The following is a 25460-nucleotide window of genomic DNA, read 5'->3' on the forward strand; positions in this document are numbered from 1 at the left end:
GGTACAGGTCAGTGTCCGCTCAGGCACGGGTGGCGGTCCGCACCTGTGAGCGGAGGGACCGGGCCACCTCCACGTCGAAGGACTCGGTGCTGGGGGTGAGCATCGCCGCGGCGGCCGTGGCCACCCCGAGCGCGCAGGCGCTGACGGGATCCTCGCCGGCGGCGAGCCGCGTGGTGAGGGCGGCGACCATGCTGTCTCCCGCCCCTGCGTCGCTCAGGGGTTCGCCGGGCAGCGGCGGCGCGTGGAGCTCGGTGTGGCCGTGCACGGTCGAGCACAGCGCGCCCAGCGCTCCGAGGGTGGTGACGGCGATCTCGGCGGCCCCCGTGGTGAGCAGGCGCTCGTTGAGGGCCCGGGCGTCGTCGAAGTCGCTGACGGGGCGGCCGGTCAGGCTCTCGGCCTCGGTCCGGTTGCACCTGAACAGGAACACGCCCTCGGCGAGCGCTGCCGGGAGCGCCGGCCCGGAGGTGTCCAGGACGAGCCGGGATCCGGCCTCCCTGACCCGGCGGGCGACGGCCGCGTAGTAGTCGTCCGGCAGGCCGCCGGGCAGGCTGCCGCTGGCGACGACGTACGAGCGACGGCCGGCCAGCAACCGCTCCAGCACGTCCAGGCACCGCTCGCCCTCGCGCGGGTGCAGGTGCGGGCCGGGCGGCACGATGTGGAAACTGCGGTGCGATCCCGTCTCGAAGAGCACGAGCGCCTCGCGGGTGTCGTCGGCGATGTCGACGGCGAGGTGGTCGATGCCCTCTTCGTCCAGCAGCCGGTTGAGGCGCAGGCCGACCTCGCCGCCCGCGGTGTGGACGGCGGTGGCCCGTCCTGCGAACCGTACGACGTGACGGGCGACGTTGATCCCTCCGCCCCCGACGGCCACCGACCGGACCCGCGCACGGTTCTTGCCGATGCCCTCCAGGCGGTCGACCTCCCAGCAGAGATCGATCGTGGGATTCATCGTCAGGGTGACGACCGGCGGACCGGCAGTACGCCCCGGTCCCCGTCCCCCCACGCCGTCGGCAGTCCTGGCGCCGACGGGGTCCGGCGTCGCGGCCGTGCTCATCGCGGTGCCCTGATGGTCGCGCCGGCCTCGCCGGCTCGGCGCCGCGACAGGAGCGCCACCAGGCTCACCTCCGTGGACAGTGACACGTATGCTCCGCATTCCATCCTCGGACAGCTCGGCATCACCTGCACGCCTGCTCACAGCGGCCACGGTCGGCGTGCCGGATTCCCCGGTTCATGGTCCGGTGCGCGCCTGGAGTCGGCAGTGGACGTCGACGATGCCCTCCACGGACCGGGTGAGACGGTCGGCCATGGGGATGAGGTGCTCGTCCCGGACGCTGCCGGTCAGGGTGGCGACGCCTTGTGTCACGGTGACGGTGATCCCGTTGCGGGAGAGCGGGAAGAGGCGTTCGACGACGCTCTGACGAATGTCTTCGGTGAGTTCGTCGTCGGAGCGGAGGAAGACCTTGAGGAGGTCGGCTCGGCTGACGATGCCCTTGAGTGTGTTGTCGGCGTCGACGACCGGCAGCCGTTTGATGTGGCGGTCGGCCATGAGGCGGGCGGCCCGGGGGAGCGTGGCGTCGGGCCGGATGGTGACGGCCGGGCTCGTCATGAGGTTCTCGGCGCGGGTGGAGCCGGCTTTGGCGGTGTCGCCGAGGCGGCGCATCTGCTCGATCATGCCGGGGCGGTGCTCGTGGAACTCCTCCTTGGGGAGGAGGTCGGCTTCGGAGACCACGCCGACGACGCGGCCCTCACCTTCTACGACGGGGAGGGCGGTAACCTTCCAGCGTTCCATCGCGGCGGCGATGTCCTTGAAGCCGGTGTCCGGGGTGACGGCGATGACTTTGGTGGTCATGACGTCGGCGACGGTGTACGGGGTGGAGGTCATGTCGGGTCCTCAGCGTGCGCGGGCGAGCGGGGTTCCGCTGCCACGGGGTGCGAACAGGTCAAGGAGACGGGTGCGGGTCGCGTCGAGCCGGTCGGCGATGACCGCGGCCACGGCGGTGGAGACGGAGCGGCCGACGGCCGAGTTCTCGGTGCACAGGTCCCGTACGGCGGCGGCGTCGAACTCAAGGGCGATCACGTCGTGGGTGGCGATGGCGCCCAGGTGCCAGGTGTAGGGGCGGAACATCCAGGACCAGCCGAGCAGTTCGCCGTAGCCGAGAGTGTCGATGACGACGTTCTTGCGGCCGGGCACGTGCGTGTCGAGGTCGACGGTGCCACGTTCGATGATCCAGAACTTCTCGGCACGCCGGCGCTCCGAGAAGATGCGGGTGCCGGCCGGGAACGCGACCTGGCGGGAGTGGGCGAGCAGGGCCTCGCGGGCTTCCGGAGTCATCTGTTCGAGGATGCTGTGCATGGTGCTCATGGGGTGCCTCCAGCCCTTCCCTCCCACCGTGCCCCGTGTGCTGTGGAGGCGGGGAGGGCCGCGCGGTGCAGACCGCGGGGCCGTCCGGCCCACCTCAGCGGACCAGGACGGTCCCGCGAGCTGCACCGCGCGGCTCTCCCCGGACTCGGGTACGAGGGCCGTCCAGCCCAGCTCGTCCGTGATCCGGTCGCGAAGGGTCTCGGAGGCGACGACGGCACGGGTGCCGCGGGCGTCGCAGGGCAGCTTGTCCCGGTTGCGGCGCCGCAGGTCCGCGACACCCTGGAAGAGCCCGCAGCCGACGAGGATCCGGGTGTGATCGCTCTTGACGAGGAACTTGCTCCCCGGACCGGCGGGGCTTTGACATAGGAGGGGCCCTCCTTCCGAACGAACGCCGACATCCACCATCGCACCGGACGGGACGCCGGAAAGGGTCCGACCGGTACCCCTGAGGGGCCCGGACGGCCCAAGCGCGGCGGAGCAGCGCGGAGACAGCCTGGGACTGCTGCTTGCGCAGCGCAGACAGAAGGCCCAGCCGTGCAGACCTCGCGCCGTCCCAGGAGATGCCCACTCGGCCACGAGACCGCCGACAGGGCCCCGCAGCCTGCCGGCGCTGTTCACACGCCCGGCGTGGAGGACAGCGCAACACCACAGGCTGCCGTGCCCGCTCAGGAGCAGTGATCACGATGAAGAGGACCCCGCCCATCCAGCCCGAGACGCCCGCGGGTACGTCCGCGGGCATGCCTGCGGACACGTCCGCGGGGACGTCCCGGCGGACCGACCTGGGCCGTCGCCTGGCAGCCCGTCGTGAGGCTCTCGGTCTGAGCCGCGCCGAGCTGGNCCGCGGGGACGTCCCGGCGGACCGACCTGGGCCGTCGCCTGGCAGCCCGTCGTGAGGCTCTCGGTCTGAGCCGCGCCGAGCTGGGCCGCAGGTGCGGTGCCGACGGCAACTACATCGCCTACCTGGAGGAGCATGCGGCCTCGCCCTCCATCGGCACCCTGGTGCGGCTCGCCGACGTCCTCGGCGTCAGGGTGGACGACCTGACCGGCGCGAGCGCCGGGCGGGTTCCCGGCCGTTCCACGGCCCGTCGGGGCGCCGCCCTGGTGCCGCTGGGCGAGTCCGAGTGCCGGGACCTGCTGGGCACCCATGGGGTGGGCCGCATCGCGGTCGTCACTGCCGAAGGGCCGGTGGTGCTGCCCGTCAACTACCTGATGGCGGGAACCGGCATCGCCTTCCGCACCTCCGCGGTGTCCGTCGTCGGGAGGTCGGCGGGGACAGAAGCCGCATTCGAGATCGACCACATCGACGACGTGACCGCGAGCGGCTGGAGCGTCCTGGCCGTCGGCACCCTGGAAGGGGTCACCGACCCGGAGGCACTCCGGCATCTGAACGCTACCGCNCGCGAGCGGCTGGAGCGTCCTGGCCGTCGGCACCCTGGAAGGGGTCACCGACCCGGAGGCACTCCGGCATCTGAACGCTACCGCACGTTCCGGCCCCTGGGCCGGCGGGGACCGCGATCAGTGGATGCGGCTCGCCCCCGCCCGGGTCACCGGCCGTCGTGTGGCCCACGACTGGTGAGCGAGGTGCGTGCGGTCGTGTTCGACACGGACGGCGTTCTCCTGGCCTCGGCGGTCCGCCACGCCGCGGCGTGGAAGGAAACCTTCGACGGCTGTCGTGCCGGGTGGCGGCCGCCGGACGCCGGTGAACCTCCGCTGCCTTTCGACGCGGTCCGCGAGTACCGGGATCTGGTGGACGGCCGCTCACGGCTCGACGGCGTACGCACCTTCCTCGCCGCCCGGCGCATGGAACTTCCTCCCGGGAGCCCGCAGGACCCGCCGGGATGCACCACGGTGTACGCGGTGGCCGCCCGCAAGGAGGCGATCTTCTCGCGGATGGTGCGGACCGAAGGGGTGGAGGCCTTCGACGACGTCCGGCCCGTGCTCCGGCGGCTCCACGCGATGAGCGTCAGGTGCGCGGCGGTCTCGGCATCCAGACACGCCCGCTCCCTCCTCCGGGCCGCGGACCTCAGCAGCTGCTTCGACGCCCTGGTGGACGGCCGGGACGTGGACGCGCTCGCGCTTCCCGGCAAACCCGACCCCGCTCTCTTCCTCGAAGCGGCGGACCGGCTGGGCACCGGCCCCGCGCACACCGCGGTGGTGGAGGACGCGCTCGTGGGTGTCGAGGCGGGACGGCGAGGCCACTTCGCCCTGGTCGTGGGGCTGTGCCGGGAGGACGACCCGCAGACGGCGCAAGCGCTGATCGCGCACGGCGCCCACCTCGTCATCACGGGCCTCGACTCCCTTCCGGCCGCACTGCACGGACACCGGCCGTGAACGAGTCATGGCGCTGGGAGTACCAGCGCTACGACCCCAAGACCGAGCGGCTGATCGAGGCCCTGTGCACGCTGGGGAACGGCCGCTTCGCCACGCGCGGATCGGCCCCCGAGGCCACGGCCGACGACATCCACTATCCGGCCACCTACCTCGCCGGCTGCTACGACCGGCTCACCTCCACCGTGGCCGGGCGCACGGTCTCCAACGAGGACATGGTCCGGCTGCCGGACTGGACCGCCGTGCGCTACCGCTGCCTGCCCGACGGCGCGCCGCCGGGTGACTGGCTCACCCCGGATCACCCGGCCCTGCGCCACTACCGGGTATCGCTCGATCTCCGTACCGCAACGCTCACCCGGCGCATGCTCTTCCTCGACGCAGAGGGCCGCCGCCTGGGCGTGACCCACACCCGCCTCGTGCACATGGGGGATCCGCGTCTGGCCGCGCAGCGCACCGTCCTCCGCGCGTACGGCTGGAGCGGCCGGATCGAGGTCGCCTCCGTGCTCGACGGCGACGTCGTCAACGAGGGCGTGGACCGGTATCGCGCGCTGGACGGACGCCACCTCGTGGAGCACCGGACAGGGGTCGAGGCCGAGGGCATCGCCTGGCTGGACTGCGCCACAGCGGTGTCCCGCATCCGGATCGGGCTCGCCGTACGCACCTCGGTAGAACCCCTGGCGGCCGTCGACCGGACCTGCACGGCCACCGCTGCACGGCAGGTCTGCGTTCTGCCGATCAGGCGGGGGCGGCCGGTCGTCGTCGTGAAGACCGCAGCCCTGTGCACCTCGCTCGACCGCCCCCTGGCCGACCCCGTCCGCAGCAGTGTCGAGCAGGCCGGCCGGGCCCCGGCCTTCCGGGCCCTGTTGGCCTCCCACGGTGCGGCGTGGCAACGCCTCTGGTCCGAAGGGCAGTTGAGGACGGATGGAGAGAGTGGAAGGATTCTGCGGCTGCACGCCTTCCACGTACTGCAGACCCTTTCGCCGCACACCGGGGAACTCGACGCAGGCGTCCCGGCCCGCGGCCTCACCGGAGAGGCGTACCGCGGCCACGTCTTCTGGGACGAGCTGTTCGTCCTGCCCTACCTCGCCCTCCACTTCCCCGAAACAGCCCGCGCCCTGCTGATGTACCGGCACCGCCGGCTGCCCGCAGCCCGGGACGCAGCTCGGCGGGCCGGAGCCGCCGGGGCGATGTTCCCCTGGCAGAGCGCCGGTTCCGGCGCCGAGGAGACGCAGCGGCTGCATCTCAACCCCCGCTCCGGCCGCTGGCTGACCGACCACTCCCGTCTCCAGCGCCACGTGGGCTCGGCCGTCGCCTGGAACGTGTGGCAGTACGGCCTGGCCACGGGCGACACCGGGTTCATGCACGGACCGGGCGCCGAACTCCTGTTCCACACAGCCCACTTCTGGGCGGGCGCCGCGACCTGGGACCCCGGCCTCGGCCGCTACCGGATCCGCGGTGTCGTCGGTCCGGACGAGTACCACGACGCCTACCCCGACGCCGCGGCGCCCGGCATCGACGACAACGCCTACACCAACGTCACCGCGGCCTGGGTACTCGCCCGCGCCCTCGACCTGTACGAGGAGCTTCCGGCCTCCCGGCGGGCCGAGCTGCTCGCACAGCTCGGTGTCGACGCGGACGGCCTCCGGGGATGGGAGGAGGTCTCCCGCCGCATGTACGTGCCCTTCCACCGGGACGTGATCAGCCAGTTCCACGGCTACGGCGATCTCGCCGAGCTCGACTGGGACGGATACCGCGCCCGCTACCACGACATCCGCCGTCTGGACCGCATCCTGGAGGCCGAGGGCGACACGGCCAACCGCTACCAGGCCTCCAAGCAGGCCGACACCCTCATGCTCGGCTACCTCTTCCGTCCCGTGGAACTCGTCCGCCTGTTCTCCCGTCTGGGCTACCCGCTGGACGACGAGCTGTGGGCGCGGACGGTGGACCACTACCTGCGCCGGACCTGCCACGGTTCGACCCTGAGCAGCCTCGTCCACGGCTGGGTGCTCAGCCGGCAGCAGGGTGCGGACGCATGGCGGTACTGCCAGGAAGCCCTCCTCGGCGACATCACCGACGTCCAGGGCGGCACCACCGGCGAGGGCATCCACCTCGGTGCCATGGCCGGCACGCTCGACCTGGTCGAACGCGGCATCGTGGGGCTCGAACCCGGCGCCGACGGTCTGCACATCGACCCCGTGCCGCTCTCCCAGATCCCCGGGTCCGCGTTCTCGGTCTGCTACCTCGGGCACCGCGACATCCGCATCCGGTTCCGGCCCGGCCGGCTCGGTGTCCGGGTCCCGGCCTCCCTGCGCGGCCCGGTGCCGCTGATGCTGCCCGGCGAGCGGCGGGAGGAGGTGGCCGCAGGTGACGAGCGGTGGTTCCGGCTACCGGCCGAATGAGCCGCCCGGCCGCGCCCCACGGAATGACCCCGGCGTACGTCCGTCGGCCCCCTCGCGTGGCGGCGTGTCCGCGCTTCGCACACGCTGGAAGAAGAGCACCGAAGGGATCAGAAGCATGGACATGCAGCCTGAGGTTCCGCGGATCGTGGTGGGCGTCGACGGTTCGCCCTCGTCCCAGACCGCGCTGCGCTGGGCGGTGCGGTACGCCGGCCTCGTCGGAGGCAGGGTCGAGGCGGTGACCGCGTGGGAGGTGCCCGGGGAGGCCTCGTGGTCGGCCCCGGCCGTTGACTCCGACTTCGACGAGGAGGAGGCGCAGCGGCTCCTGGTCGAGGAGGTGCGGGACGTACTCGGCGAGGAGGGCGCCTCCCGGGTGCACGAACGGCTGGTGCACGGACATCCGGCGAACGTCCTGGTGGACGCGGCCGCAGGGGCCGACATGCTGGTGGTCGGCAGCCGGGGCCGTGGTGGCTTCCTCCGGGCCCTGCTGGGCTCGGTGAGTCAGCAGGTGGCCCTTCACGCTCCCTGTCCGGTCACCATCGTGCGGCCGGACGTGTCCGCGGGTTAGCGGCATCCCGTCTCACCGCTGCGCCGCATGCGTGCGGCGGATGTCCAGTTCCAGGAAATGTGCGGAGCAGGAGATGCACGGATCGTGGTTGCGGACGGCTCGCTCGCACACTCTCGCGATCTCTTCGTCGGTGTTCTCTCCGCGGTCCAGACAAGCCTGGACGGTCCGGCGCAGATCCTCTTCGATGGCGCCCTGGTTCTGCGCGGTCGGCGGAACGAGCCGCGCGTCGGCGATACGGCCGGAGGCGTCCAGCACGTAGCGGTGGTACAGGAGACCGCGCGGGGCCTCGGTGGCGCCGTGCCCGGTGCCGGCGCGGGGCGGCACCTCCAGGTGCGGGCGCGCCGGCGGCTCGTAGGCGTCGATGATCCGGAGTGCCTCCTCCACGGCGTAGAGCACCTCCACGGCACGCACGAGGATGCTGCGGTAGGGGTTCCTGCAGACGGTGCCGGCCGCAGTGCCCGGTGTCCCCGGCCGCGTCGGGGGTGCGCCCAGTCCGGCTTCCCGGGCCGCTTCGAGCGCCAGGGGTGAGAGCAGGTGGCCGCTGATGGCCCAGCGGGCGAGCGAGCCGGTGAGATGCCTGCGGCCGTCCAGCCGGGAGTGCAGGGCGGAGGAGTGCGCGACCTGGGTCTCCGCGACGTGATCGCAGAAATCCCGCAGAGGGAAACCGCGGGCCCGGAACGGTTCGCCGTACCGCAGCACGGTCGGGACACCGGACTCGATGGCGTAGGTGCCGCTCTCGGCGAGCGCGAACAGGTCGGCGTCACACTCGGCGTCGGGGAAGTCGAACCCGGCCACCCAGCGCAGCGTGTCCCAGGCGTCGTCGAGGGCTGTGCGCAGTCGCTCCGCCAGGGGCCGGAGCTGGGACGGGGTGGGAGTGCGGTGGAAGCCGCCGAGGCGGACGTTGACGGGGTGGATGGCCCGCCCGCCGAGGAGTTCGACCACCGCGTTTCCGGCCTGCTTCAGACGCAGTCCGCGTTCCACGTGCTCCCGGTGGGTGCGGGAGAGTGCGATCACGTCGTGGTGGCCGAGGAAGTCAGGCGCGTGGAGCATGTGGATATGGAGGGTCTGGCTCTCGATCCACTCGCCGCAGTACAGCAAACGGCGCAGGGCGGCCAGTTGTCCGTCGACGGTGACGCCGCACGCGTCCTCGATGGCCCGGCAGGCGCTCATCTGGTAGGCGACGGGGCAGATCCCGCAGATGCGGGAGGTGAGGTCCGGGGGTTCGGTGTGTGCTCTGCCCCGCAGGAAGGCCTCGAAGAAGCGTGGCGGTTCGTAGATCGCCAGGTGTGCCTCGGTGACCGTGCCGTCCTGGACGAGCAGGCGGAGCGCGGTTTCGCCCTCCACCCGGGTGACCGCGGGAATGCGCAGGACGCGGGAAGCGGGCAGGTCCGTCACGGCGTGCCCTCCTCGTGTGCAGGCCCCGGCCCCTGTGTTTCCACAGCGGTGAAGGCCGTCACGTTGTAGGTGTGCAGGAACCTGCCGGTGTCCTCGGCGCTCATCCCGTCGCGGTGGAGGAGGGGGATGAGCGCGGGCAGGTTGGTCGTGGCGGCCGGACCGAAGCAGCCGTAGCAGCCGCGGCCGTAGGTGGGGCACAGGGCTCCGCAGCCCGCGTGGGTGACGGGTCCGAGGCAGGGCGTTCCGTGCGCGACGGTGACGCAGACGTTGCCGCGTCGCTTGCAGGCGAAGCAGACGCTGTGGTTGGGGATGCCCGGCTTGCGTCCGGCGAGGAAGGCCGTGATGACCTCCACGAGCTGCCCGCGGTCGATGGGGCAGCCGCGCAGTTCGAAATCGACGCGCACGTGGGCGGAGATCGGCGTGGACGTGGCGAGGGTGGCGATGTACTCGGGGCGGGCGTAGACGGTGGCGAGGTACTCCTCGACGTCGGCGTAGTTGCGCAGTGCCTGGACACCACCGGCGGTCGCGCACGCGCCGATGGTGACGAGATGGCGGGACTCGTCGCGGATGCGGCGGATACGGTCCAGGTGTTCGGGGGTGCTGACCGACCCCTCGACGAGCGCGAGATCGTACGGCCCCGGAGCCGTGTCGCTGGACGCCTCGGCGAAATGGGCGATGTCGACTTCGCCGGCGAGGGCGAGCAGCTCGTCCTCGCAGTCGAGCAGGGTGAGCTGGCAGCCGTCGCACGAGGCGAACTTGAACACGCCGAGCCGCGGACGGACGGACTGGGGTGGGTCAGGAGGGTGCATCTCACAGCTCCCGCACGGTGAGCAGGGATTCGGCCCGGTCGTAGCCGACCACCGGGCCGTCGCGGCACAACAGCAGGGGGCCGAGCTGGCAGTGCCCGCAGTGCCCCGTCGCACAGCGCATGTTGCGCTCAAGGGACACCTGGATACGTGCGGCGTCCACACCCCGGTGCACCAGGGCGCGCGCCGTGGCCCGGATCATGACCTCGGGGCCGCAGACGAAGGCGGTCGTGCCCGACGGTGCGAAGCGGGCTTCGTCGATCAGGCCCGTGACGATTCCGACCCGGCCCGTCCAGCCGGCCGAGGGCCGGTCGACGGTGAACTCCGCGAACGGGCTCCGCCAGAAGGGGACTTCATCCGAGTACAGCAGGTCGCCCGGACTCCGGGCACCGGCGAGGACGTTGAGCCGTCCGTACGTCTCCGGCTCGGCCAGCACCGTGTCGATCAGGGGCCTGAGCGGGGCGAGACCGATACCGCCGGCGACGACCAGCACATCACGTCCACGAGCGGCCGTCGTGTCCCAGCCCGTGCCGAACGGGCCGCGGACCGCGACCTGGGCGCCGGGCCCGAGGCCGCACAGCGCTCGCGAGACCGCGCCGACGGCCCGTACCGTGTGGACCAGCCGGCTGCCGTCCAGGATCCGGGACACGGACACGGGGATCTCGCCCACGCCGAACGCATACACCATCGCGAACTGCCCCGGGGAGAAGGGGGCGAGAGGCTCGCCGGAGGGTGCGAGCGTGAAGGTGACGGTGTCGCGCGTCTCCTCCCGCCGGTCGTCCACGCGGTAGGGAAGCGGTGTCAGGGTCATGAGGCGGGCCCGTCCGACGGCGGCCCGTACAGGTCGAGCAGCCGGGTGCGTGTCGCCCTGAGCCGCTCCCCGATGGTCTCGGCGACGAGGGTGACCAGGGCCAGGCCCAGCACGGGACGCTCGGCGCACAGGGCACGTACCGCGGCGGCGTCGAACTCCCAGGCACGGACGACGTCCCGGGTCTCGGCGCCGAGGTGCCACTGCCGTGGCGGACACAGCCACGACCAGCCGAGCAGGCCGTCCGCGCCGATCGTCTCGACGACGGCGCGGCCCCGGCCGGGGATCTCGATGTCGAGGGCGACGGTTCCCGAGCACAGGATCCAGAAGCGGTCCGCCTCCTCGCCCTCCTCGAAGACGCGGGTGCCGGCAGGCAGGACGACGGTGCGGGCAAGGGAGGACAGAGGCTCGCGCTCACCTGCCGGCAGGGCGGCGAGCAGTCGTGCGCCACAGGGACGCTCCGCGGGCGTGGTCATGGCGCCTCCTGGCTCCCCCCGGCTTCCCGGTGGAGGGCGTGTGCCTCCTCGGTGAGGTCGATGCCGGTGGGGCACCAGACGATGCAGCGGCCGCAGCCGACGCAGCCGGAGCTGTCGAACTGGTCGTGCCAGGTGCCGAGTTTGTGGGTGAGCCACTGGCGGTAGCGGCTGCGGGGGGTGGCCCGGACGGGACCACCGTGCAGGAGCGAGAAGTCCAGGTCGTAGCAGGAGTCCCAGCGGCGCCACCGCTCGGCGTGGTCGCCGGTCAGGTCGGTGACGTCCTCGGTGGTCGTGCAGAAGCAGGTCGGACAGACCATGGTGCAGTTGCCGCAGCTCAGGCACCGGGCCGTGACATCGTCCCAGCGGTCCGCCTCCAAGGTGTCCCGCATCAGCGTACGCAGGTCCACCGGCGGCATGGACCGGCCCATGCGTTCGGCCGCCTCGCGCACCCCCAGGACGGCAGCGGTCCGGGTCGTGTCGTCGGCGGCACGGCGGGGGAGTTCCGCGAGGACGGCGGCTCCCTCTTCGGTCCCGCTCCGGCACAGGAAGCGGTGACCCTCTGCATCCACCACCTCGGTGAGGGCGAGGTCGTACCCGGCGTCCGCGGCCGGTCCCGTCCCCATCGAGACGCAGAAGCAGGTGGCACCGGGCTCGGTGCACTCGACCACGATCAGGAAGGCGCCCGTCCGCCGGGAGAGGTAGGCCGGGTCGTGGTAGCGGCCACCGGCCATGACCCGGTCCAGGATCCGGATGGCCCGCAGATCGCACGGCCGCACCCCGAGGAACGCGTAGGAGACCCGCTCCGGCCTCTCCTCGCGCACGGTCAGGTCGCCACCGGGCCCGCGGTCCGCGGACCACTGGCGGACCCGCTCGGGGTGCAGGAACGACTTCCACGACTGGGGGCCCGCACTGTGCGCGAACGCGGCCCCGTCGTCACGCCGGCGGAGCCGGTACGTACCGGCTTCCAGCTCCACCCCCCACCCGTAGGGCAGCGCGGTGGCCGAGTCCAGCTCGTCGAGGACGATCGCCCCGTCCCGTACGGTCGGTCCGATCACCGTACGGCCACGACGCCGCAGGGCCGTCACGAGCGCGGCCAGACCACTGCGGTCGAGCACCGCCTCGGTCACGCCGCCGGGGGGCAGCCGGTTTTCCGCGGGGCCGGTCATGCTCTGCCTCCTGTCCGTGCCCCGTCACCGATGCGAGGCAGGGCGCATACGACGGCGCCGACCGCCCGCCGGGGGCCGCACCGCGCGACTTTCACGGCCAGGGTGTCAGGCGGACGGCCTGCGGGCGGTGACCTTCGTCCGGCGAGTCCCGGCCGGTGGCCCGGCCTTCCGGCAGCGGGCGTCGTCGGCGGCCCTGCCATGGCGCTCGATGTCGGCCGTGATGCGCCGGAGCAGCCTCGGTACGACGCACGCCACCGCGGGAGTCATGCCCAGCCCCGGCGAGAGGTCCGCTCCTTCGACCGCGTACACGATCAGGCGACGGGGACTGCGGCCGAGTGCGCGGCCCAGGTCCACGGCTTCGGCGAAGCCGAGCCCGTGCGTGCTGTGCCGCGCGGAACCGGTCGTGCCCGGTCCGCCGCCCGCAGCATCGTCCCACCGATGGGTGCGCCCAGGCTCCGCGGCGGGTGGAAAACACGCATCCACGACGATGGCCAGACCGGCGTTCTCCCACAGTTCGATCAGACGCCCGGGATCCCCGTCGCACTGCGCCACAACGACACCCGGGGGCAGCCCGCCTTCCTCGGCCCGGCGCCTCAGCAGCCCGGCCACGGCCCATCCGACACCGTCGTCGCGGCGGAACTCGTTGCCCAGGCCGATGACCACCGTCCGGCCGACCGCCTCCATCGGATCCTGACTCCTTCCGCACTCGGCCCGCGCCGGCCCTCCTGCACGGTTCCCGCCGCAACCGTACGGCGATGCCCGGTTCACAGCCCGCAGGCCCGCAGGCCCCGCGTCCAGGGCGGCCGCCCGCCGCGCGACGGGGCGCGGGGGCCGCCAGACTGGACAGGGGGGAGTTTTGAGGAGGCAGCCATGAAGACAGCACGCGAGATCATGCATCCTGGCGCTTCCTGCGTCCAGGAGACGGAGACGCTCATGGACGCCGCGCGCCGGATGGGCGAGCTGGATGTCGGAGCACTTCCCATCTGCGGACCGGACGACCGCCTCCACGGGATCATCACCGACCGTGACATCGTGATCAAATGCCTGGCCAAGGGAAAGGACCCCAGTCACATGACGGCCGGGCAGCTCGCTCAGGGCAAGCCCGTGACCGTCGACGCCGATGCGGGTGCGGACCAGGTACTGGCCACGATGCAGGACCATCACATCCGGCGGGTCCCCGTCATCGCGGACCACCGCCTCGTGGGCATGATCAGTGAAGCCGACCTCGCCCGGCACCTGTCCGACGACCAGGTGGGTCACTTCGTCGAGACCATCTGCGCGGGCCGCTGATCCACGCAGTCCCCGACTCGACGAGAGTCGTTCCAACGGTCCGGGGAGAGGAGGGTGACCCCATGGAACCGGTCGTGACGGTCGGCCTCGACGGCTCTCCGGAGAGCCGTGCCGCTTCCTACTGGGCCGCCGACGAGGCCCAGCGGCGCAGGCTCACCCTGCGTCTCCTGCACGCCTGGCCCCTGCTGGTGCCGGATCCGGCACACGCTTCCTCGGAGCTCGACCAGAACTACTGGGCCAAGAAGCTCGTGCACACGGCACGAGCGGAAATCCAGGCGATGTACCCCGGGCTGACGGTCATCGGGGAGCTCGTCGCCGAAGACGCCCAGGACGCACTCCTGCGTGTGGCGGCCGAGTCCGAGATGACGGTGCTCGGCACACGGGGACTGGAGTCCGTCCAGAGCTATTTCCTCGGTGGCATCAGTACGCCCGTCGTGAGCCGGGCCGAGCGTCCCGTGGTCCTGGTCCGGGCGGGCACACGCGAAGGCGGGCAGCCGGGCCCGGCGGGCGTGGTGGTGGCGTTGAAACTGGGCGGCCCGTGCGACGACCTCCTGGCGTTCGCCTTCGAAGCGGCGGCAGCTCGCGGAGTGCCCCTGCGGGCCGTACACGGCGAAACCCTCCCTCTGCACGCCCACATGCCGTGGGGCGCGGACCACGAGGTGACCCGGGAGATCGAGCGCGAGGCCAGGGCGAGGCTGAATCGGGCCCTCCAGCGGTGGCGTGTGCAGTATCCCGATCTCGATGTCGTCGACAGCGTCACCCTCGAAAGCCCGGCCAGGGCCGTGGTGAAGGCTGCCGAGGGCGCCGGAATGCTGGTCGTCGGGCGGCGCAAGAACCGCCCGCCGCTGGCACCCGGCCTGGGATCGGTCGCCCAGGCCGCCATTCACCATGCACGTTGCCCCGTAGCGGTCGTACCCCATGACTGAATCCGGCACCGGCCCCGTGGAGTCGCGACGGACCGACCTCCCGTCCGACGGCTCGGGGCCGCGGACAGGCTTCGGTGATCAAGCCCCTCCGCCACCGAGGGCGGAGGTGTGCGAGACCCATACGGCGGTCGTCCTGTTCGTGGGGGACCGTGTCTACAAGCTCAAGAAGCCGGTCGACCTGGGCTTCCTGGACCACAGCACGGTGGCGGCCCGCCGAAGCGTGTGCGAACGGGAAGTCGCCCTCAACCGGCAGTTCGCGCCGGACGTCTACCTCGGAGTCGGTGAGTTCCGCAGCCCCGGAGCAGAGGTGCCCGAACCGGTCGTCGTCATGCGCAGGATGCCGCCCGTCCGCCGCCTCTCGGCGCTCGTCGCCGAGGGCGCGGACGTGGACCGGTTCCTCGACGCCGTCGCCCGTCGGCTCGCCGCGCACCACGCGGGTGCGGCCCGGGGCCCGGAAGTGGACGCGCAGGGCACCAGGGACGCGCTGTCGGCACGCTGGGAGGACAGCTTCGCGCAAGTGCGTGAGCTCGTCGACGCCGAGCACCTGCCCGGAGGCCTGGCCGAGACCGAGCGCCTGGTACGCCGCTACCTCAGCGGACGCAAGCCGTTGTTCGACGCCCGCATCGGGCAGGGGCGGATCGTCGACGGCCACGGCGACCTGCTCGCCGACGACATCTTCTGCCTCGACGACGGTCCCCGCATCCTCGACTGCCTCGAATTCGACGACCACCTGCGCTACGTCGACGGTCTCGACGACGCCGCGTTCCTCGCGATGGACCTGGAGCGTCTCGGGGCTCCGGAGACCGCTTCGTACTTCCTCTCCCGGTACTGCGAGTACTCCGGTGACCCGGCGCCGCCCTCCCTGTGGCACCACTACGTCGCCTACCGCGCCTTCGTGCGGGCCAAGGTGTCCCTGATCCAAGCCGCGCAGGGTGCGCCCGGTGCGGACTTCGCGGCGCGGCGACCGGCCGCGGTCGCGCTGCGGCACCTGCGCACCTCCGCCGTCGGCCTCACCCTCGTCGGCGGGCTTCCGGGCAGCGGGAAGTCCACCCTCTCCGGCGCCCTGGCCGACCGTCTCGGTGTGACCCTGCTCAGCAGCGACCGGATCCGCAAGGAACTGGCGGGCATCCCGGCGGAGCAACCGGCGCCGGCAGGCTACGGCGAGGGCCTGTACACACCGGAGCGGACGGCCGAGGCGTACGCGGCCCTCCTCGACCGTGCGTCGAGGCTGTTGGCCACCGGCGAATCGGTCGTGCTCGACGCCACCTGGACCGATGCCGGACAGCGTGAAGCCGCCGTCCGCGTGGCCGGCACTGCCCACGCCGACCTCGTGGCACTGCACTGCCACGTTCCCGGTCCGGTGGCGGAAGCCCGGATCGAGGGCCGCACGGCAGGCCCGTCCGATGCCGATGTGGCCGTCGCCAGAGCCATGGCCGCCCGAGAGGCCGCGTGGCCCGAAGCCGTCACGATCGACACGAGCGGGTCTCTCGAGTCGGCAGTCGTCCAGGCGCTGGCCGCCGTGCACCCGTGGGGAAGCAGCCAGGCACCCATCTTCCGCCGCCCCTACATGGAGCCGGAGTGAAACCACCGTGCCGGGACCATCGGCCCCCGCACAAGGGGTCCGGTCGGCCCTGGTCAGCGGGCCCCCTCGGCACTGCGGACAGCACACCCCGTCGGGTGATGGTGGAACCCGGGCGACGCCGAACCGGCGCCGCTTGCCGAAGAGGGTGACCACGATGCAGCGCATACGGATCCGGACCCGGCCGAAGCAGTCTCACAGGCCCGCCCCGCTGGACCTGCGTACGCCCTCCGGCCGCCCGCTGCCGTACTGAGCACCCGGCTTGCGCGGAAGGCTCTGGAGGTCGCCATGGGACACACAGGACGCGTCATACCCTTCACCCGGCTGAGCCGCGCAGACATCGCCCGCGTCGGCGGCAAGAACGCCTCCCTCGGTGAACTGACCGGGCGGCTGGCCCAGGCCGGCGTGAACGTACCGCCCGGCTTCGCCACGACCGCGGAGGCCTACGAAGAGCTGCTCGACCGAAACGAGCTGCGTGCTCGGATCCAGGAGCAGCTCGACCGTTTCCACGACGGCACGGCGCTGGAGGACGTGGGTGCGGGGCTCCGATCGCTCGTGATGGGCGCACCCCTGCCCGCGGCGCTGCGCGACGAGATCGCCGCCGCGTACGCGGAGCTCGGACGTCGGCTGGGCCGGACCGACCCGGAGGTCGCCGTACGGAGCAGTGCGACCGCCGAGGACCTGCCCGAGGCCAGTTTCGCCGGGCAGCAGGACACGTATCTGAACGTGCGTGGCACCGAGCAGCTGCTGGACGCCGTGCACCGCTGCTTCGCCTCGCTCTTCACCGACCGGGCCATCGACTACCGCGAGCGCATGGGCTTCGACCATCTGCGGGTGGCGCTGTCCGTCGGAGTCCAGGCGATGGTCCGCTCGGACCTCGCCGGCGCCGGAGTGATGTTCACCCTCGACCCCGAGAGCGGCTTCCCCAACGTCGTCGTGGTCAGTGCGGCCTGGGGTCTCGGCGAAACCGTGGTCAGCGGGCGGACGGACCCGGACGAGTACACCGTCTTCAAACCGTCCCTGAAGGACCCCGCCCTCGACCCTGTCATCGATGTCCGCGTCGGAGCCAAGCGCCGCAAGGCCGTCTACGCCGAGGGCGGTTTCACCGATACGGTCGATACCAGCCCCGAGGAAAGGGCCGGGCGGGTCCTGACCGACGCCGAGGTACGCCGGCTCGCCGAATGGGCGGTGGCGGTCGAGGAGCACTACGGGTGCCCGATGGACCTGGAGTGGGCCAAGGACGGGACGACCGGAGAGCTGGCCGTCGTCCAGGCCCGTCCGGAAACCGTGCAGTCCCGCAGGCGTTCCGCGACCCTGCGCCGCTGCCGGCTGACCGGCACGCCCGGGGCGGTGCTCGCCGAGGGCACCGCGGTCGGCGAGGCGATCGGAGCCGGCCCCGTGTGCCGTCTGGACACACCCGTGGACCTCGAGCGCTTCCCGGCGGGCGGCGTACTCGTCACCTCCATCACGGACCCGGACTGGGAGCCGATCATGAAGCGGGCTGCCGCGATCGTCACCGATCATGGGGGCCGCACCTCGCACGCGGCGATCGTCAGCCGCGAACTCGGCGTTCCCGCCGTAGTCGGCGCGGCCGTCGCCACGAAGGTCTTGGAGGACGGGGCCGAGGTCACCGTCTCGTGCACGGAGGGCAGCCGCGGCAAGGTGTACGCGGGCCTGGTGCCGTACGAGGAGACCGAGACCGACCTCGCGGCCCTTCCCGCCACCCGGACCCGCGTGATGCTCAACCTGGCGGACCCGGCTGCGGCCTTCCGCTGGTGGCGGCTGCCGGCGGACGGCGTGGGCCTGGCCCGCCTGGAGTTCATCGTCGCCCACCAGGTCAAGGTCCACCCCATGGCCCTGCTGCATCCGGAGCGGCTGGGCGCGGGCGACCGCTGCGCCGTCGACCAGCTCACCGAGGGCCGTCTCGACCGCACCCGGTACTTCACCGACCGCCTCGCCTACGGCATCGCCCGGATCGCCGCCTCCCGGTGGCCGGACCCCGTCATCGTGCGCACCAGCGACTTCAAGACCAACGAGTACGCCAAGCTCCTCGGCGGCCGCCCGTTCGAGCCGGTCGAGGCCAACCCGATGATCGGATGGCGGGGAGCCAGCCGCTACTACAGCGACGGCTACCGTGAGGGCTTCGCCCTGGAATGCCGGGCACTGCGCCGGGTCCGTGACGAGATGGGCCTGACCAACGTCATCGTCATGATCCCCTTCTGCCGTACGCTGAAGGAGGCCGACAAGGTCCTCGACGTCATGGCCGCCGAAGGGCTCCGGCGGGGCGAGAACGGGCTCAAGGTCTACGTGATGGCCGAGATCCCCGCCAACGTCCTGCTCGCCGAGGACTTCGCGGAGCGCTTCGACGGCTTCTCCATCGGCAGCAACGACCTCACACAGCTCACCCTGGGTGTGGACCGCGACTCCGAAGCGCTCGCCGACGTCTTCGACGAGAACGATCCCGCCGTCACCCGCCTGATCGGCCTGCTTGTCCCGCGGGCCCAGGCCGCGGGACGTCCCGTGGGCCTGTGCGGTCAGCGCCCGAGCGACGACCCCGCCTTCGCCGCCTTCCTCGTCGGCGTCGGGATCGACTCGGTTTCCGTGGCACCGGACAGCTTCGCCGCCGTCAAACAGCACGTGGCCGCGGCCGAGAAGAGGTGCCACGGCGGGGACCGAATGGCCCCGGCCGGGATCCGTCCGGCCCATGCGGAACCACCGCCGGCAGCGTGACAGTGGCATCGGCCCACAAGGACGAGACGAGGAGGCCCCGCCATGACCGCCAAGAAGGTCCTGGTCGCCTACGGGACCCAACACGGAGCCACTGCGGGGATCGCCGAGCAGATCGGCAGGACCCTCCGCGAAGACGGCCTCGATGCCGTGGTCCTGCCCGCGGGCAAGGTCCACGACGTCCGCGCCTACGACGCAGTCGTCCTCGGCGGCTCTCTCTACGCCGGCCACTGGAGCGGCAAGGCCAAGCGCTGCGCCGAACGCAACGCCGAGTCCCTGCGACACCGTCCCGTGTGGCTGTTCAGCAGCGGCCCGCTCGACCGGTCGGCGGAGGAACAGGACATCCCCCCGGTCCCCGCGGTCGCCCGGCAGATGCAGCTCATCGGCGCGCGGGAACACAAGACGTTCGGCGGCAGCGTGACGGCCGGCACCCCCGGGCTCGTCGCCCGGTCGATGCTCCGCCAGGGCAAGGGCGGAGACTACCGCGCTCCCGAGCGCATCCAGGCCTGGGCACACCACATCAGCACCGAACTCGCGGCCGCCTGACCGGGCGGCCCGCCACGGCAGCCGTGCAACGCGGAGGTGAGCCATGGACGACCACCGGACGGCGGGGGTGGGGGGCAATCCGCTCCGGCGCGGGGCCGACCGCACGCGCACCCGCCTGCACGCCGCCTTCGCGGTCACGTGCCTCCTCGCGGTGATCTGCGGCATCGCCGTCGGCCGGGCCGCCTGGATCGACTCCGGCCAAGCCGCCGAGATCCTGGCGCGGCACCGGCACGTCGTCACGGCCACCGCCGTCGACGCGACCAGCTACCGGACCGGACCGCGCCCGGGCGAGAGGCCGGTCGTGGTCGCCCCCGTCACCTGGCAGTATCCCGCCGGCCGCCGGCATGCCGAAACCGTCCCCGTTCCGGCGCAGACGCGCAAGGGCGACACCGTCCCGGTCTGGGTCGACGACCGGGGCGACGCCGCCACGGCGCCCCCTGCGACCGCCGACCTCGCCATGCGTGCCTTCGGTCGCGGCGCCGTGGTGTTCGCCGGGATCGCGCTCCTTGCAGGAGCCCTCCTCCGCCTGGGGATCCGGATCGTCGATACCCGCAGCGCCCGGGCATGGGAATCCGAATGGGAGGACGTCGAGCCCGTCTGGACCGGCCGTCCGCACCCCGGCCCCGGAGCGGACGATGGCTGACGGTCTCGCCGACAGGGGGCTCGCTCCGGACGTCGTACCCGATCCTCTGGAGCCCCTTCCGTTGCTCCGCCGGGAACTCCACACGGGACCCGCAGGGCTGTCGAGCCGGGAAGCGGCACGGCGGCTGGCGGTCTACGGGCCCAACGAGGTCCGCCCCGCCGCGCAGACCGGTGTCCTTCGGGAACTCCTGCGCCAGCTGGCCCACCCGCTGGCGCTGCTGCTGTGGGCGGCCGCCGCGCTCGCGTTCATCGCCGGCATCGACGTCCTCGGCTGGGCGATCATCGCCGTGGTCCTCGTCAATGCCGGCTTCGCCCTCGTCCAGGAACGGCAGGCCGAGAAGGCCGTCGAGACCCTGGCACGGTACCTGCCCGCGCAGGCGCGGGTGATCCGCGACGGGCAGCCACGGCACGTCCCGGCCCGGGACCTGGTCCCCGGCGACCTGATCGTCCTGGAGGAGGGCGACCGCATCGCCGCCGACGCCCGTCTGACCGAAGGCGGCATCGAAGCGGACCTGTCCATGCTGACGGGGGAGTCCACGCCGGTGGAACGGCTGGCCGGTCCCGGCCTGCAGGCGGTGCCGGTGCTTCAGGAGCCGAACCTCGTCTTCAGCGGCACCAGCGCCACCGAGGGGCAGGCGCGGGCGATCGTCTTCGCCACCGGGGACCACACGCAGCTCGGCCGGATCGCCGCCCTCAGCCAGCGCACCCGGCGTGAAGCGAGCCCGCTGGAGAAGCAGGTCAAGAAGGTCGCCTGGCTGATCGCGGCGGTCGCCGTCGCCATGAGTGCCGTCTTCCTCGTGACCGGCGTCGCGGTGGGCCTGCCGCTCACCGACTCGATGATGTTCGCGATCGGCCTGCTCGTGGCCAATGTGCCCGAAGGACTCCTGCCGACCATCACCCTCGCCCTGGCCGTCGGCGTCCGGGTCCTCGCCCGACAGGGCGCGGTGATCAAGCGGCTCAGCGCCGTGGAGACCCTCGGCTCCACCAACGTCATCTGCACCGACAAGACCGGCACCCTCACCCGGAACGAGATGCGCCTGCAGGCCCTCTGGACGCCCGCGCACGGCACGGAGCACGGGCCCGGCGCCACCGGGCTCGTCCGGGCGGCGGCCCTGTGCACCACCGTCACGCGCGAGAGAGACGATCAATGGCACGGCGACCCGACCGAGATCGCGCTCGTGGACGGAGCGGCGCAGCGCGCCGTCCCGGTGGAACCGGCCGACCGGGACGCCCACCGCCGCGCCTGCTTCCGCTTCGATCCCCGACTGCGCCTGATGTCGGTGGTCCAGGCGACGGACCCGGGCCGCCTCCGGGTCATCACCAAGGGGGCTCCGGAAGCCGTCCTGCCCCTTCTGACGCGCGGGGACCCGGACCGGCGTGCGCAGGACGCAGCAGCCGACCTGGCCGGGGCCGGCATGAGGGTCCTGGCCGTCGCGGAGCGGGAGCTACCGGACGGTGCCGACGTCCCGTCGCGGCGGCAACAGGCCGAACGGGATCTGCGCCTCCTGGGCCTCGTCGGCCTGTACGACCCACCGCGTCCGGAAGTCGCCGCGGCGGTCGAGCGCTGCCACCGGGCAGGGCTGACCGTCCACATCGTCACCGGCGACAACGGAGCCACAGCCGCCGCCGTGGCCCGGTCCGTGGGCATCGGCGTACCGGACCTGCGGGTGATCGCCCAGTCCGAGGCGATCGACGACCACGAACTCGACCACCTGCTGCGGCTGCCCGGCACGGAGATCGTTTTCGCCCGCTCCTCGCCCGAGACGAAACTGAAGGTGGCCGACGCCCTGCGGGCCCACGGGCAGATCGTCGCTATGACCGGCGACGGGGTCAACGACGCGCCCGCCCTCCACCGCGCCCACATAGGCGTCGCCATGGGACGCTCGGGCACCGACGTGGCACGCGAAGCCTCGACCATGATCCTCACCGACGACAACTTCGCCACCATCGTCACGGCGATCGAATCAGGGCGCCGGGTCTACGACAACGTCCGCAAGTTCATCGTCTACATTTTCGCCCACCTCACCCCCGAGGTCGTTCCCTTCCTGGTGTTCGCCCTGTCCGGCGGCGCCGTCCCCCTGCCGCTGACCGTGCTCCAGATCCTCGCCATCGACCTCGGCACCGAGACCCTCCCCGCCCTCGCCCTGGGCCGTGAGCGTGCCGAACCGGGCGTCATGGCACGACCGCCCCGGCCCAGCAGCCAGGGAGTGATCAACAAGGACATGCTGGTGCGCAGTTGGGGCTGGCTCGGCACCGTATCCGCCGCCCTGGTGATGACCGCCTTCTTCTACGTGCTGTGGCGGGCGGGCTGGCATCCTGGCGACCCCACCGGCCCAGGCACCCCGCTCCACCACACCTACCTCACCGCCACCACCGCCACCTTCGCCGGCATCGTCACCTGCCAGGTCGGAACGGCGGTGGCGGCCCGCACGGACCACGCCGCCCTGCGCGACATCGGCCTCTTCACCAACCCCCTGCTGCTCGCCGGCATCGCCTTCGAACTCGCCTTCACCGCGGCGCTCGTCTACGCGCCCCCGCTCCAGCACCTTTTCGGCACCGCCGCCCTGCCCCTGGACGTCGTCCTCCTCATCGCCCTCTTCCCGCCGCTGGTCTGGGGAACCGACGAAATCCGCCGGTGGGCCCGCCGCCACCACCACACCTGAAGCACCGGAGGAACACCATGTCCCACACCACCGAGTGGAAGTCCCGCGTCTACCTGTTCGAGGAGGACGGGACCACCAAGGTCCGCGTCGAACTCGACACCGGATCCAACCGGCTCACCGGGCACGGAACCGCCCGCTGCAACCCCACGGACAAGGACGTGCCCGAGATCGGTGACGAACTCGCCGCCGCCCGCGCCCTGGAGGACCTCGCCCACCAGCTGGGACGGATCGCCCGCCGCGACATCGCCGGCTCCGGAGCGCCGCCGCAGAAGGACTCCCTCAAGCCCTACGGCGGCTGGCTGGACGACGCGGCATTCCGGTGAACGAGCCTGGGCACGTCGGACCGCGGCACCGTCCTCCGGGTGACCAGGAGGCCACGGGAGCGCGGGCCCGGAACGGCGGCACGGACGACGTGCCGGCGATCGAGGTGACCGGCCTGACCAAGAGGTACGGAGACGTCACGGGCATCGACCGCCTCAGCCTGACCGTGCGGACCGGGGAGGTCTTCGGCTTCCTCGGACCGAACGGGGCCGGGAAGACCACTACTCTGCGGTGTCTCACCGGGCTCCTGCGGCCCACCGAGGGCCGCGTCAGGGTGCTCGGGCTGGACCCGTTGCGCGAGCACCTCCGGCTGGCACCCCGGATCGGATACCTGCCGGGAGAGCTGCGCCTGTACCCCGAACTCTCCGGAACGGAGACCCTCGATCTGCTGTCCGCTCTACAAGGCGCGCCAGTACCCCGTCGCGGCGAGTTGTGCGACCGGCTGGGGCTGACCACGTCGGTCCTCGCCCGCCCCGTCTCCGGCTACTCCCGCGGTATGAAGCAGAAGCTCGGGCTGGTGCAGGCTTTGCAGCACAATCCGCGGCTGGTCGTGCTGGACGAACCGACCGAGGGCCTCGACCCGTTGGTACAGGAGACGTTCTTCGCCCTGCTGGGGGAAGCCGCGGCCGGCGGACGGACCGTCCTGTTGTCCAGCCACATCCTGCCGGAGGTGCAGCGCACGTGCGGCCGGGTCGCGATCGTGCGGGACGGACGGCTGGTGACCGTCGAAAGCGTGGCCGGGCTGCGCGAAGCACGCGCCCGACGGATCAGGCTGACCTTCGGCGACGGGCAGGGGCCCCGGCCGTTGGGCGCCGCCGAACACTGGGCCCCGCAGTGGCAGGACGACCGGGTGGACCTGCTCGTGCCACCGAGCGAGGTGGTCGGTGCGCTGCGCGGACTCCTCGCCCTGCCCGTGGCTGACGTCACGGTGGAGGAAGCGGGACTCGACGAGGCGTTTCTCGACCTCTACCGCGACAACGGCCCGGAGGAGGAAGCATGAAGAACCGGTGGCCCCTGTTCTGGCTCGCCCTCTACCGTCGGCGCAGGATGCTGGGGGCCCTGCTGCTGGGGGTGATCGCCTTCGAGGCGCTCATCGTGGTGGTGGCAGGGGCCCTCGCCCCAGGGGACCTGTTCTCCTCCGGCGGGAAGGGCCCGCCGTCCGCCTACCAGGCGTTCAGCGGCTCCAGCGGCAACGTTTCGATCGCGAGCTACCCCGGGTTGCTGGGTGCCGGCCTCACTCACCCCTTCTGGATCGCCCTGCAGCTCACCGCGATCGGCTCGCTCGCGGCAGCTGCCGTGGCGGCGGACGTGGAATCGGGAACGGTGGAGCTGGTGATGGTGCGGCCCGTCAGCCGCACCCGGTTGCTGGCCGAGAGGACCGCGGCGCTGCTGGCCGTGGTGCTGGCCCTGAACGCGGCAGCGACGGCCACGGTCGCGGCCGGCGTGGCACTGTCCCCGGGGATTCACCGGATGGTGCCGCTGAGCGGGGTCCTCGCCGCCGGGTTCATGGGCTTCGGCTTCGCCCTGTGCATGATCGGTCCGGCCATGGCCGTGTCGGCGGCGGGGCGCCGGCGGTCACAGGTGATCGGCGCGACCATCGCCATCGCAGCGGTGGGCTTCGCCGTCAACTTCGTCGCGCTGGCCTGGGCGCCGGCGGCGCCGCTGAGGTTCCTCAGCCCGTTCCACTACTACACCCCGGGCGACGCCCTGGCCGAAGGTGGTGTCCTGTGGCCGCAGTTCGCGGTCCTGGCAGGAGTGGGGCTGCTCGGTCTCGTGCTGGCCCACGTCCTCCTCCGCCGCCGGGACCTCGCCCCCTGACCCGGCTGCCGCGCCGTGCGTGCCCTCCTGCCGGGCTCGGGTGTCCAGTGCTGTGGCCGGGATACAGGTCAGCCTGCTGTCGACGTCGACGACCCCGTCGACGCTCTGGCACAGCCGTACGATCACGGGCAGCAGTTCCGCGCGGGGCACCGTGCCACTCAGGGTCACCAGCCCGTCCTCCACGTCGACGGTGATCGAAGAAGGAGCCAGCCGCAGGACGCGGGTCAGGACCTCCTCCACGATCTCCTGCTGGATGGCGTGGTCGTCGCGGAGGAACAGCCGGATCAGATCGCTCCGGCTGAGCACGCCGGTGATCCGCCCGTTCGCGTCGACGACCGGCAGGCGTTTGACCCCGTGGCGTTGCATCACCCGGGCGGCGCGGACCACGCTCCACTCGGGGCGGGCCGTCACGGCCGGGCTCGTCATGAGGTGCTCGGCGGTCGACGTACCGCCGGGGGAGCGCCGATGCAGGAGGTCCGCCTCGGACACGACGCCGACCGGGCGCCCCGTGCCGTCCACGACCGGCACGGCGGTGATGTCGTATTCCCGCAGCAGTCGGGCGATCTCCTTGAAGGCCGTGGCGGGACGGACCGTGACAGCGGTGGGCGTCATCAGCTCGGCGACGCTGCGGTGCCTCATGAGCGAG

Annotated in this window: 23 protein-coding genes and 1 pseudogene; 14 read left to right on the forward strand and 10 right to left on the reverse strand. The window is 72.2% G+C overall.

Annotated features, from left to right (window positions below; genetic code table 11):
* Positions 1-19: 19 nt before the first annotated feature.
* The 3 genes from AAT21_RS12695 to AAT21_RS12705 form a co-directional block, all read right to left on the reverse strand.
* Positions 20-1150, reverse strand: coding sequence for a 1-phosphofructokinase family hexose kinase (locus tag AAT21_RS12695; protein WP_079025588.1), 1131 nt, complete (start codon positions 1148-1150; stop codon positions 20-22).
* A gap of 75 nt (positions 1151-1225) precedes the next feature.
* Positions 1226-1879 carry a CBS domain-containing protein gene (locus AAT21_RS12700; RefSeq protein WP_046776707.1) on the reverse strand — a complete coding sequence of 218 codons (654 nt, stop codon included), beginning with the start codon at positions 1877-1879 and terminating at the stop codon, positions 1226-1228.
* Positions 1880-1888: 9 nt separating this feature from the next.
* Entirely contained in the window at positions 1889-2359 is a 471-nt protein-coding gene (locus tag AAT21_RS12705; protein ID WP_046777326.1) for a cyclic nucleotide-binding domain-containing protein, read from the reverse strand.
* Between the two features lie 918 nt (positions 2360-3277).
* Here AAT21_RS12705 and AAT21_RS38870 point away from each other — a divergent pair.
* From AAT21_RS38870 to AAT21_RS12720, 4 genes are all read left to right on the forward strand, one after another.
* Positions 3278-3756: helix-turn-helix domain-containing protein (locus AAT21_RS38870; protein WP_235438845.1), on the forward strand; the 479-nt coding region annotated here is incomplete at its 3' end.
* Positions 3757-3952: 196 nt separating this feature from the next.
* Positions 3953-4690, forward strand: a complete 738-nt coding sequence (locus tag AAT21_RS38875) for an HAD family hydrolase (protein ID WP_235438770.1) — start codon at positions 3953-3955, stop codon at positions 4688-4690.
* Positions 4687-7086, forward strand: coding sequence for a glycoside hydrolase family 65 protein (locus tag AAT21_RS12715; RefSeq protein ID WP_046776708.1), 2400 nt, complete (start codon positions 4687-4689; stop codon positions 7084-7086). Before AAT21_RS38875 ends, AAT21_RS12715 begins: the two co-directional genes overlap by 4 nt.
* Positions 7087-7201: 115 nt before the next feature.
* Entirely contained in the window at positions 7202-7651 is a 450-nt protein-coding gene (locus AAT21_RS12720) for a universal stress protein (RefSeq protein ID WP_046776709.1), read from the forward strand.
* A 12-nt stretch (positions 7652-7663) separates the two neighbouring features.
* Here the strand turns inward: AAT21_RS12720 and AAT21_RS12725 are convergent, their stop codons facing one another.
* The 6 genes from AAT21_RS12725 to AAT21_RS12750 form a co-directional block, all read right to left on the reverse strand.
* Entirely contained in the window at positions 7664-9046 is a 1383-nt protein-coding gene (locus AAT21_RS12725; RefSeq protein WP_046776710.1) for a Ni/Fe hydrogenase subunit alpha, read from the reverse strand.
* The gene (locus AAT21_RS12730) at positions 9043-9855 is read right to left on the reverse strand and encodes an NADH-quinone oxidoreductase subunit B family protein (protein WP_046776711.1); all 813 of its coding nucleotides are present in this window, start codon (positions 9853-9855) and stop codon (positions 9043-9045) included. The genes AAT21_RS12725 and AAT21_RS12730 overlap by 4 nt, the downstream gene beginning before the upstream one ends.
* Before the next feature lies 1 nt (position 9856).
* Positions 9857-10663, reverse strand: a complete 807-nt coding sequence (locus tag AAT21_RS12735) for an FAD/NAD(P)-binding protein (protein ID WP_046776712.1) — start codon at positions 10661-10663, stop codon at positions 9857-9859.
* Positions 10660-11136, reverse strand: coding sequence for a cyclic nucleotide-binding domain-containing protein (locus tag AAT21_RS12740; protein WP_046776713.1), 477 nt, complete (start codon positions 11134-11136; stop codon positions 10660-10662). The genes AAT21_RS12735 and AAT21_RS12740 overlap by 4 nt, the downstream gene beginning before the upstream one ends.
* A complete protein-coding gene (locus AAT21_RS12745; protein ID WP_046776714.1) occupies positions 11133-12302 on the reverse strand; it encodes a 4Fe-4S dicluster domain-containing protein in 1170 nt (389 codons plus the stop codon). Before AAT21_RS12745 ends, AAT21_RS12740 begins: the two co-directional genes overlap by 4 nt.
* A gap of 105 nt (positions 12303-12407) precedes the next feature.
* A complete protein-coding gene (locus AAT21_RS12750) occupies positions 12408-12986 on the reverse strand; it encodes a hydrogenase maturation protease (protein WP_046776715.1) in 579 nt (192 codons plus the stop codon).
* A gap of 186 nt (positions 12987-13172) precedes the next feature.
* Between AAT21_RS12750 and AAT21_RS12755 the strand changes: the two genes are divergently transcribed.
* The 10 genes from AAT21_RS12755 (at position 13173) to AAT21_RS38880 (ending at position 24814) form a co-directional block, all read left to right on the forward strand.
* Positions 13173-13592 (forward strand): CBS domain-containing protein, encoded by a 420-nt coding sequence (locus tag AAT21_RS12755; protein WP_046776716.1) that lies wholly within the window; start codon positions 13173-13175, stop codon positions 13590-13592.
* Between the two features lie 62 nt (positions 13593-13654).
* Positions 13655-14518 (forward strand): universal stress protein, encoded by an 864-nt coding sequence (locus tag AAT21_RS12760; RefSeq protein WP_046776717.1) that lies wholly within the window; start codon positions 13655-13657, stop codon positions 14516-14518.
* A gap of 106 nt (positions 14519-14624) precedes the next feature.
* The gene (locus AAT21_RS12765) at positions 14625-16100 is read left to right on the forward strand and encodes a bifunctional aminoglycoside phosphotransferase/ATP-binding protein (protein WP_046776718.1); all 1476 of its coding nucleotides are present in this window, start codon (positions 14625-14627) and stop codon (positions 16098-16100) included.
* 285 nt (positions 16101-16385) lie between these two features.
* The gene (ppsA, locus tag AAT21_RS12770) at positions 16386-18827 is read left to right on the forward strand and encodes a phosphoenolpyruvate synthase (RefSeq protein WP_046776719.1); all 2442 of its coding nucleotides are present in this window, start codon (positions 16386-16388) and stop codon (positions 18825-18827) included.
* 42 nt (positions 18828-18869) lie between these two features.
* Positions 18870-19370 carry a flavodoxin domain-containing protein gene (locus AAT21_RS12775; protein WP_046776720.1) on the forward strand — a complete coding sequence of 167 codons (501 nt, stop codon included), beginning with the start codon at positions 18870-18872 and terminating at the stop codon, positions 19368-19370.
* A 43-nt stretch (positions 19371-19413) separates the two neighbouring features.
* Positions 19414-20013 carry an Rv1733c family protein gene (locus AAT21_RS12780; RefSeq protein ID WP_052757744.1) on the forward strand — a complete coding sequence of 200 codons (600 nt, stop codon included), beginning with the start codon at positions 19414-19416 and terminating at the stop codon, positions 20011-20013.
* A complete protein-coding gene (locus AAT21_RS12785; protein WP_046776721.1) occupies positions 20006-22675 on the forward strand; it encodes a cation-translocating P-type ATPase in 2670 nt (889 codons plus the stop codon). Before AAT21_RS12780 ends, AAT21_RS12785 begins: the two co-directional genes overlap by 8 nt.
* Positions 22676-22692: 17 nt before the next feature.
* Positions 22693-22998 carry a DUF1876 domain-containing protein gene (locus AAT21_RS12790; RefSeq protein ID WP_046776722.1) on the forward strand — a complete coding sequence of 102 codons (306 nt, stop codon included), beginning with the start codon at positions 22693-22695 and terminating at the stop codon, positions 22996-22998.
* 89 nt (positions 22999-23087) lie between these two features.
* Positions 23088-23996, forward strand: coding sequence for an ABC transporter ATP-binding protein (locus tag AAT21_RS12795; RefSeq protein WP_046777329.1), 909 nt, complete (start codon positions 23088-23090; stop codon positions 23994-23996).
* Entirely contained in the window at positions 23993-24814 is an 822-nt protein-coding gene (locus AAT21_RS38880; protein ID WP_046776723.1) for an ABC transporter permease, read from the forward strand. Before AAT21_RS12795 ends, AAT21_RS38880 begins: the two co-directional genes overlap by 4 nt.
* 69 nt (positions 24815-24883) lie before the next feature.
* Here the strand turns inward: AAT21_RS38880 and AAT21_RS38885 are convergent.
* Positions 24884-25453 (reverse strand): annotated as a pseudogene (locus AAT21_RS38885) (CBS domain-containing protein); the annotation flags it as partial.
* Between the last annotated feature and the right edge of the window lie 7 nt (positions 25454-25460).

It is taken from the genome of Streptomyces yangpuensis (genome assembly GCF_001005295.1).
Taxonomy (GTDB): Bacteria; Actinomycetota; Actinomycetes; order Streptomycetales; family Streptomycetaceae; genus Streptomyces; species Streptomyces yangpuensis.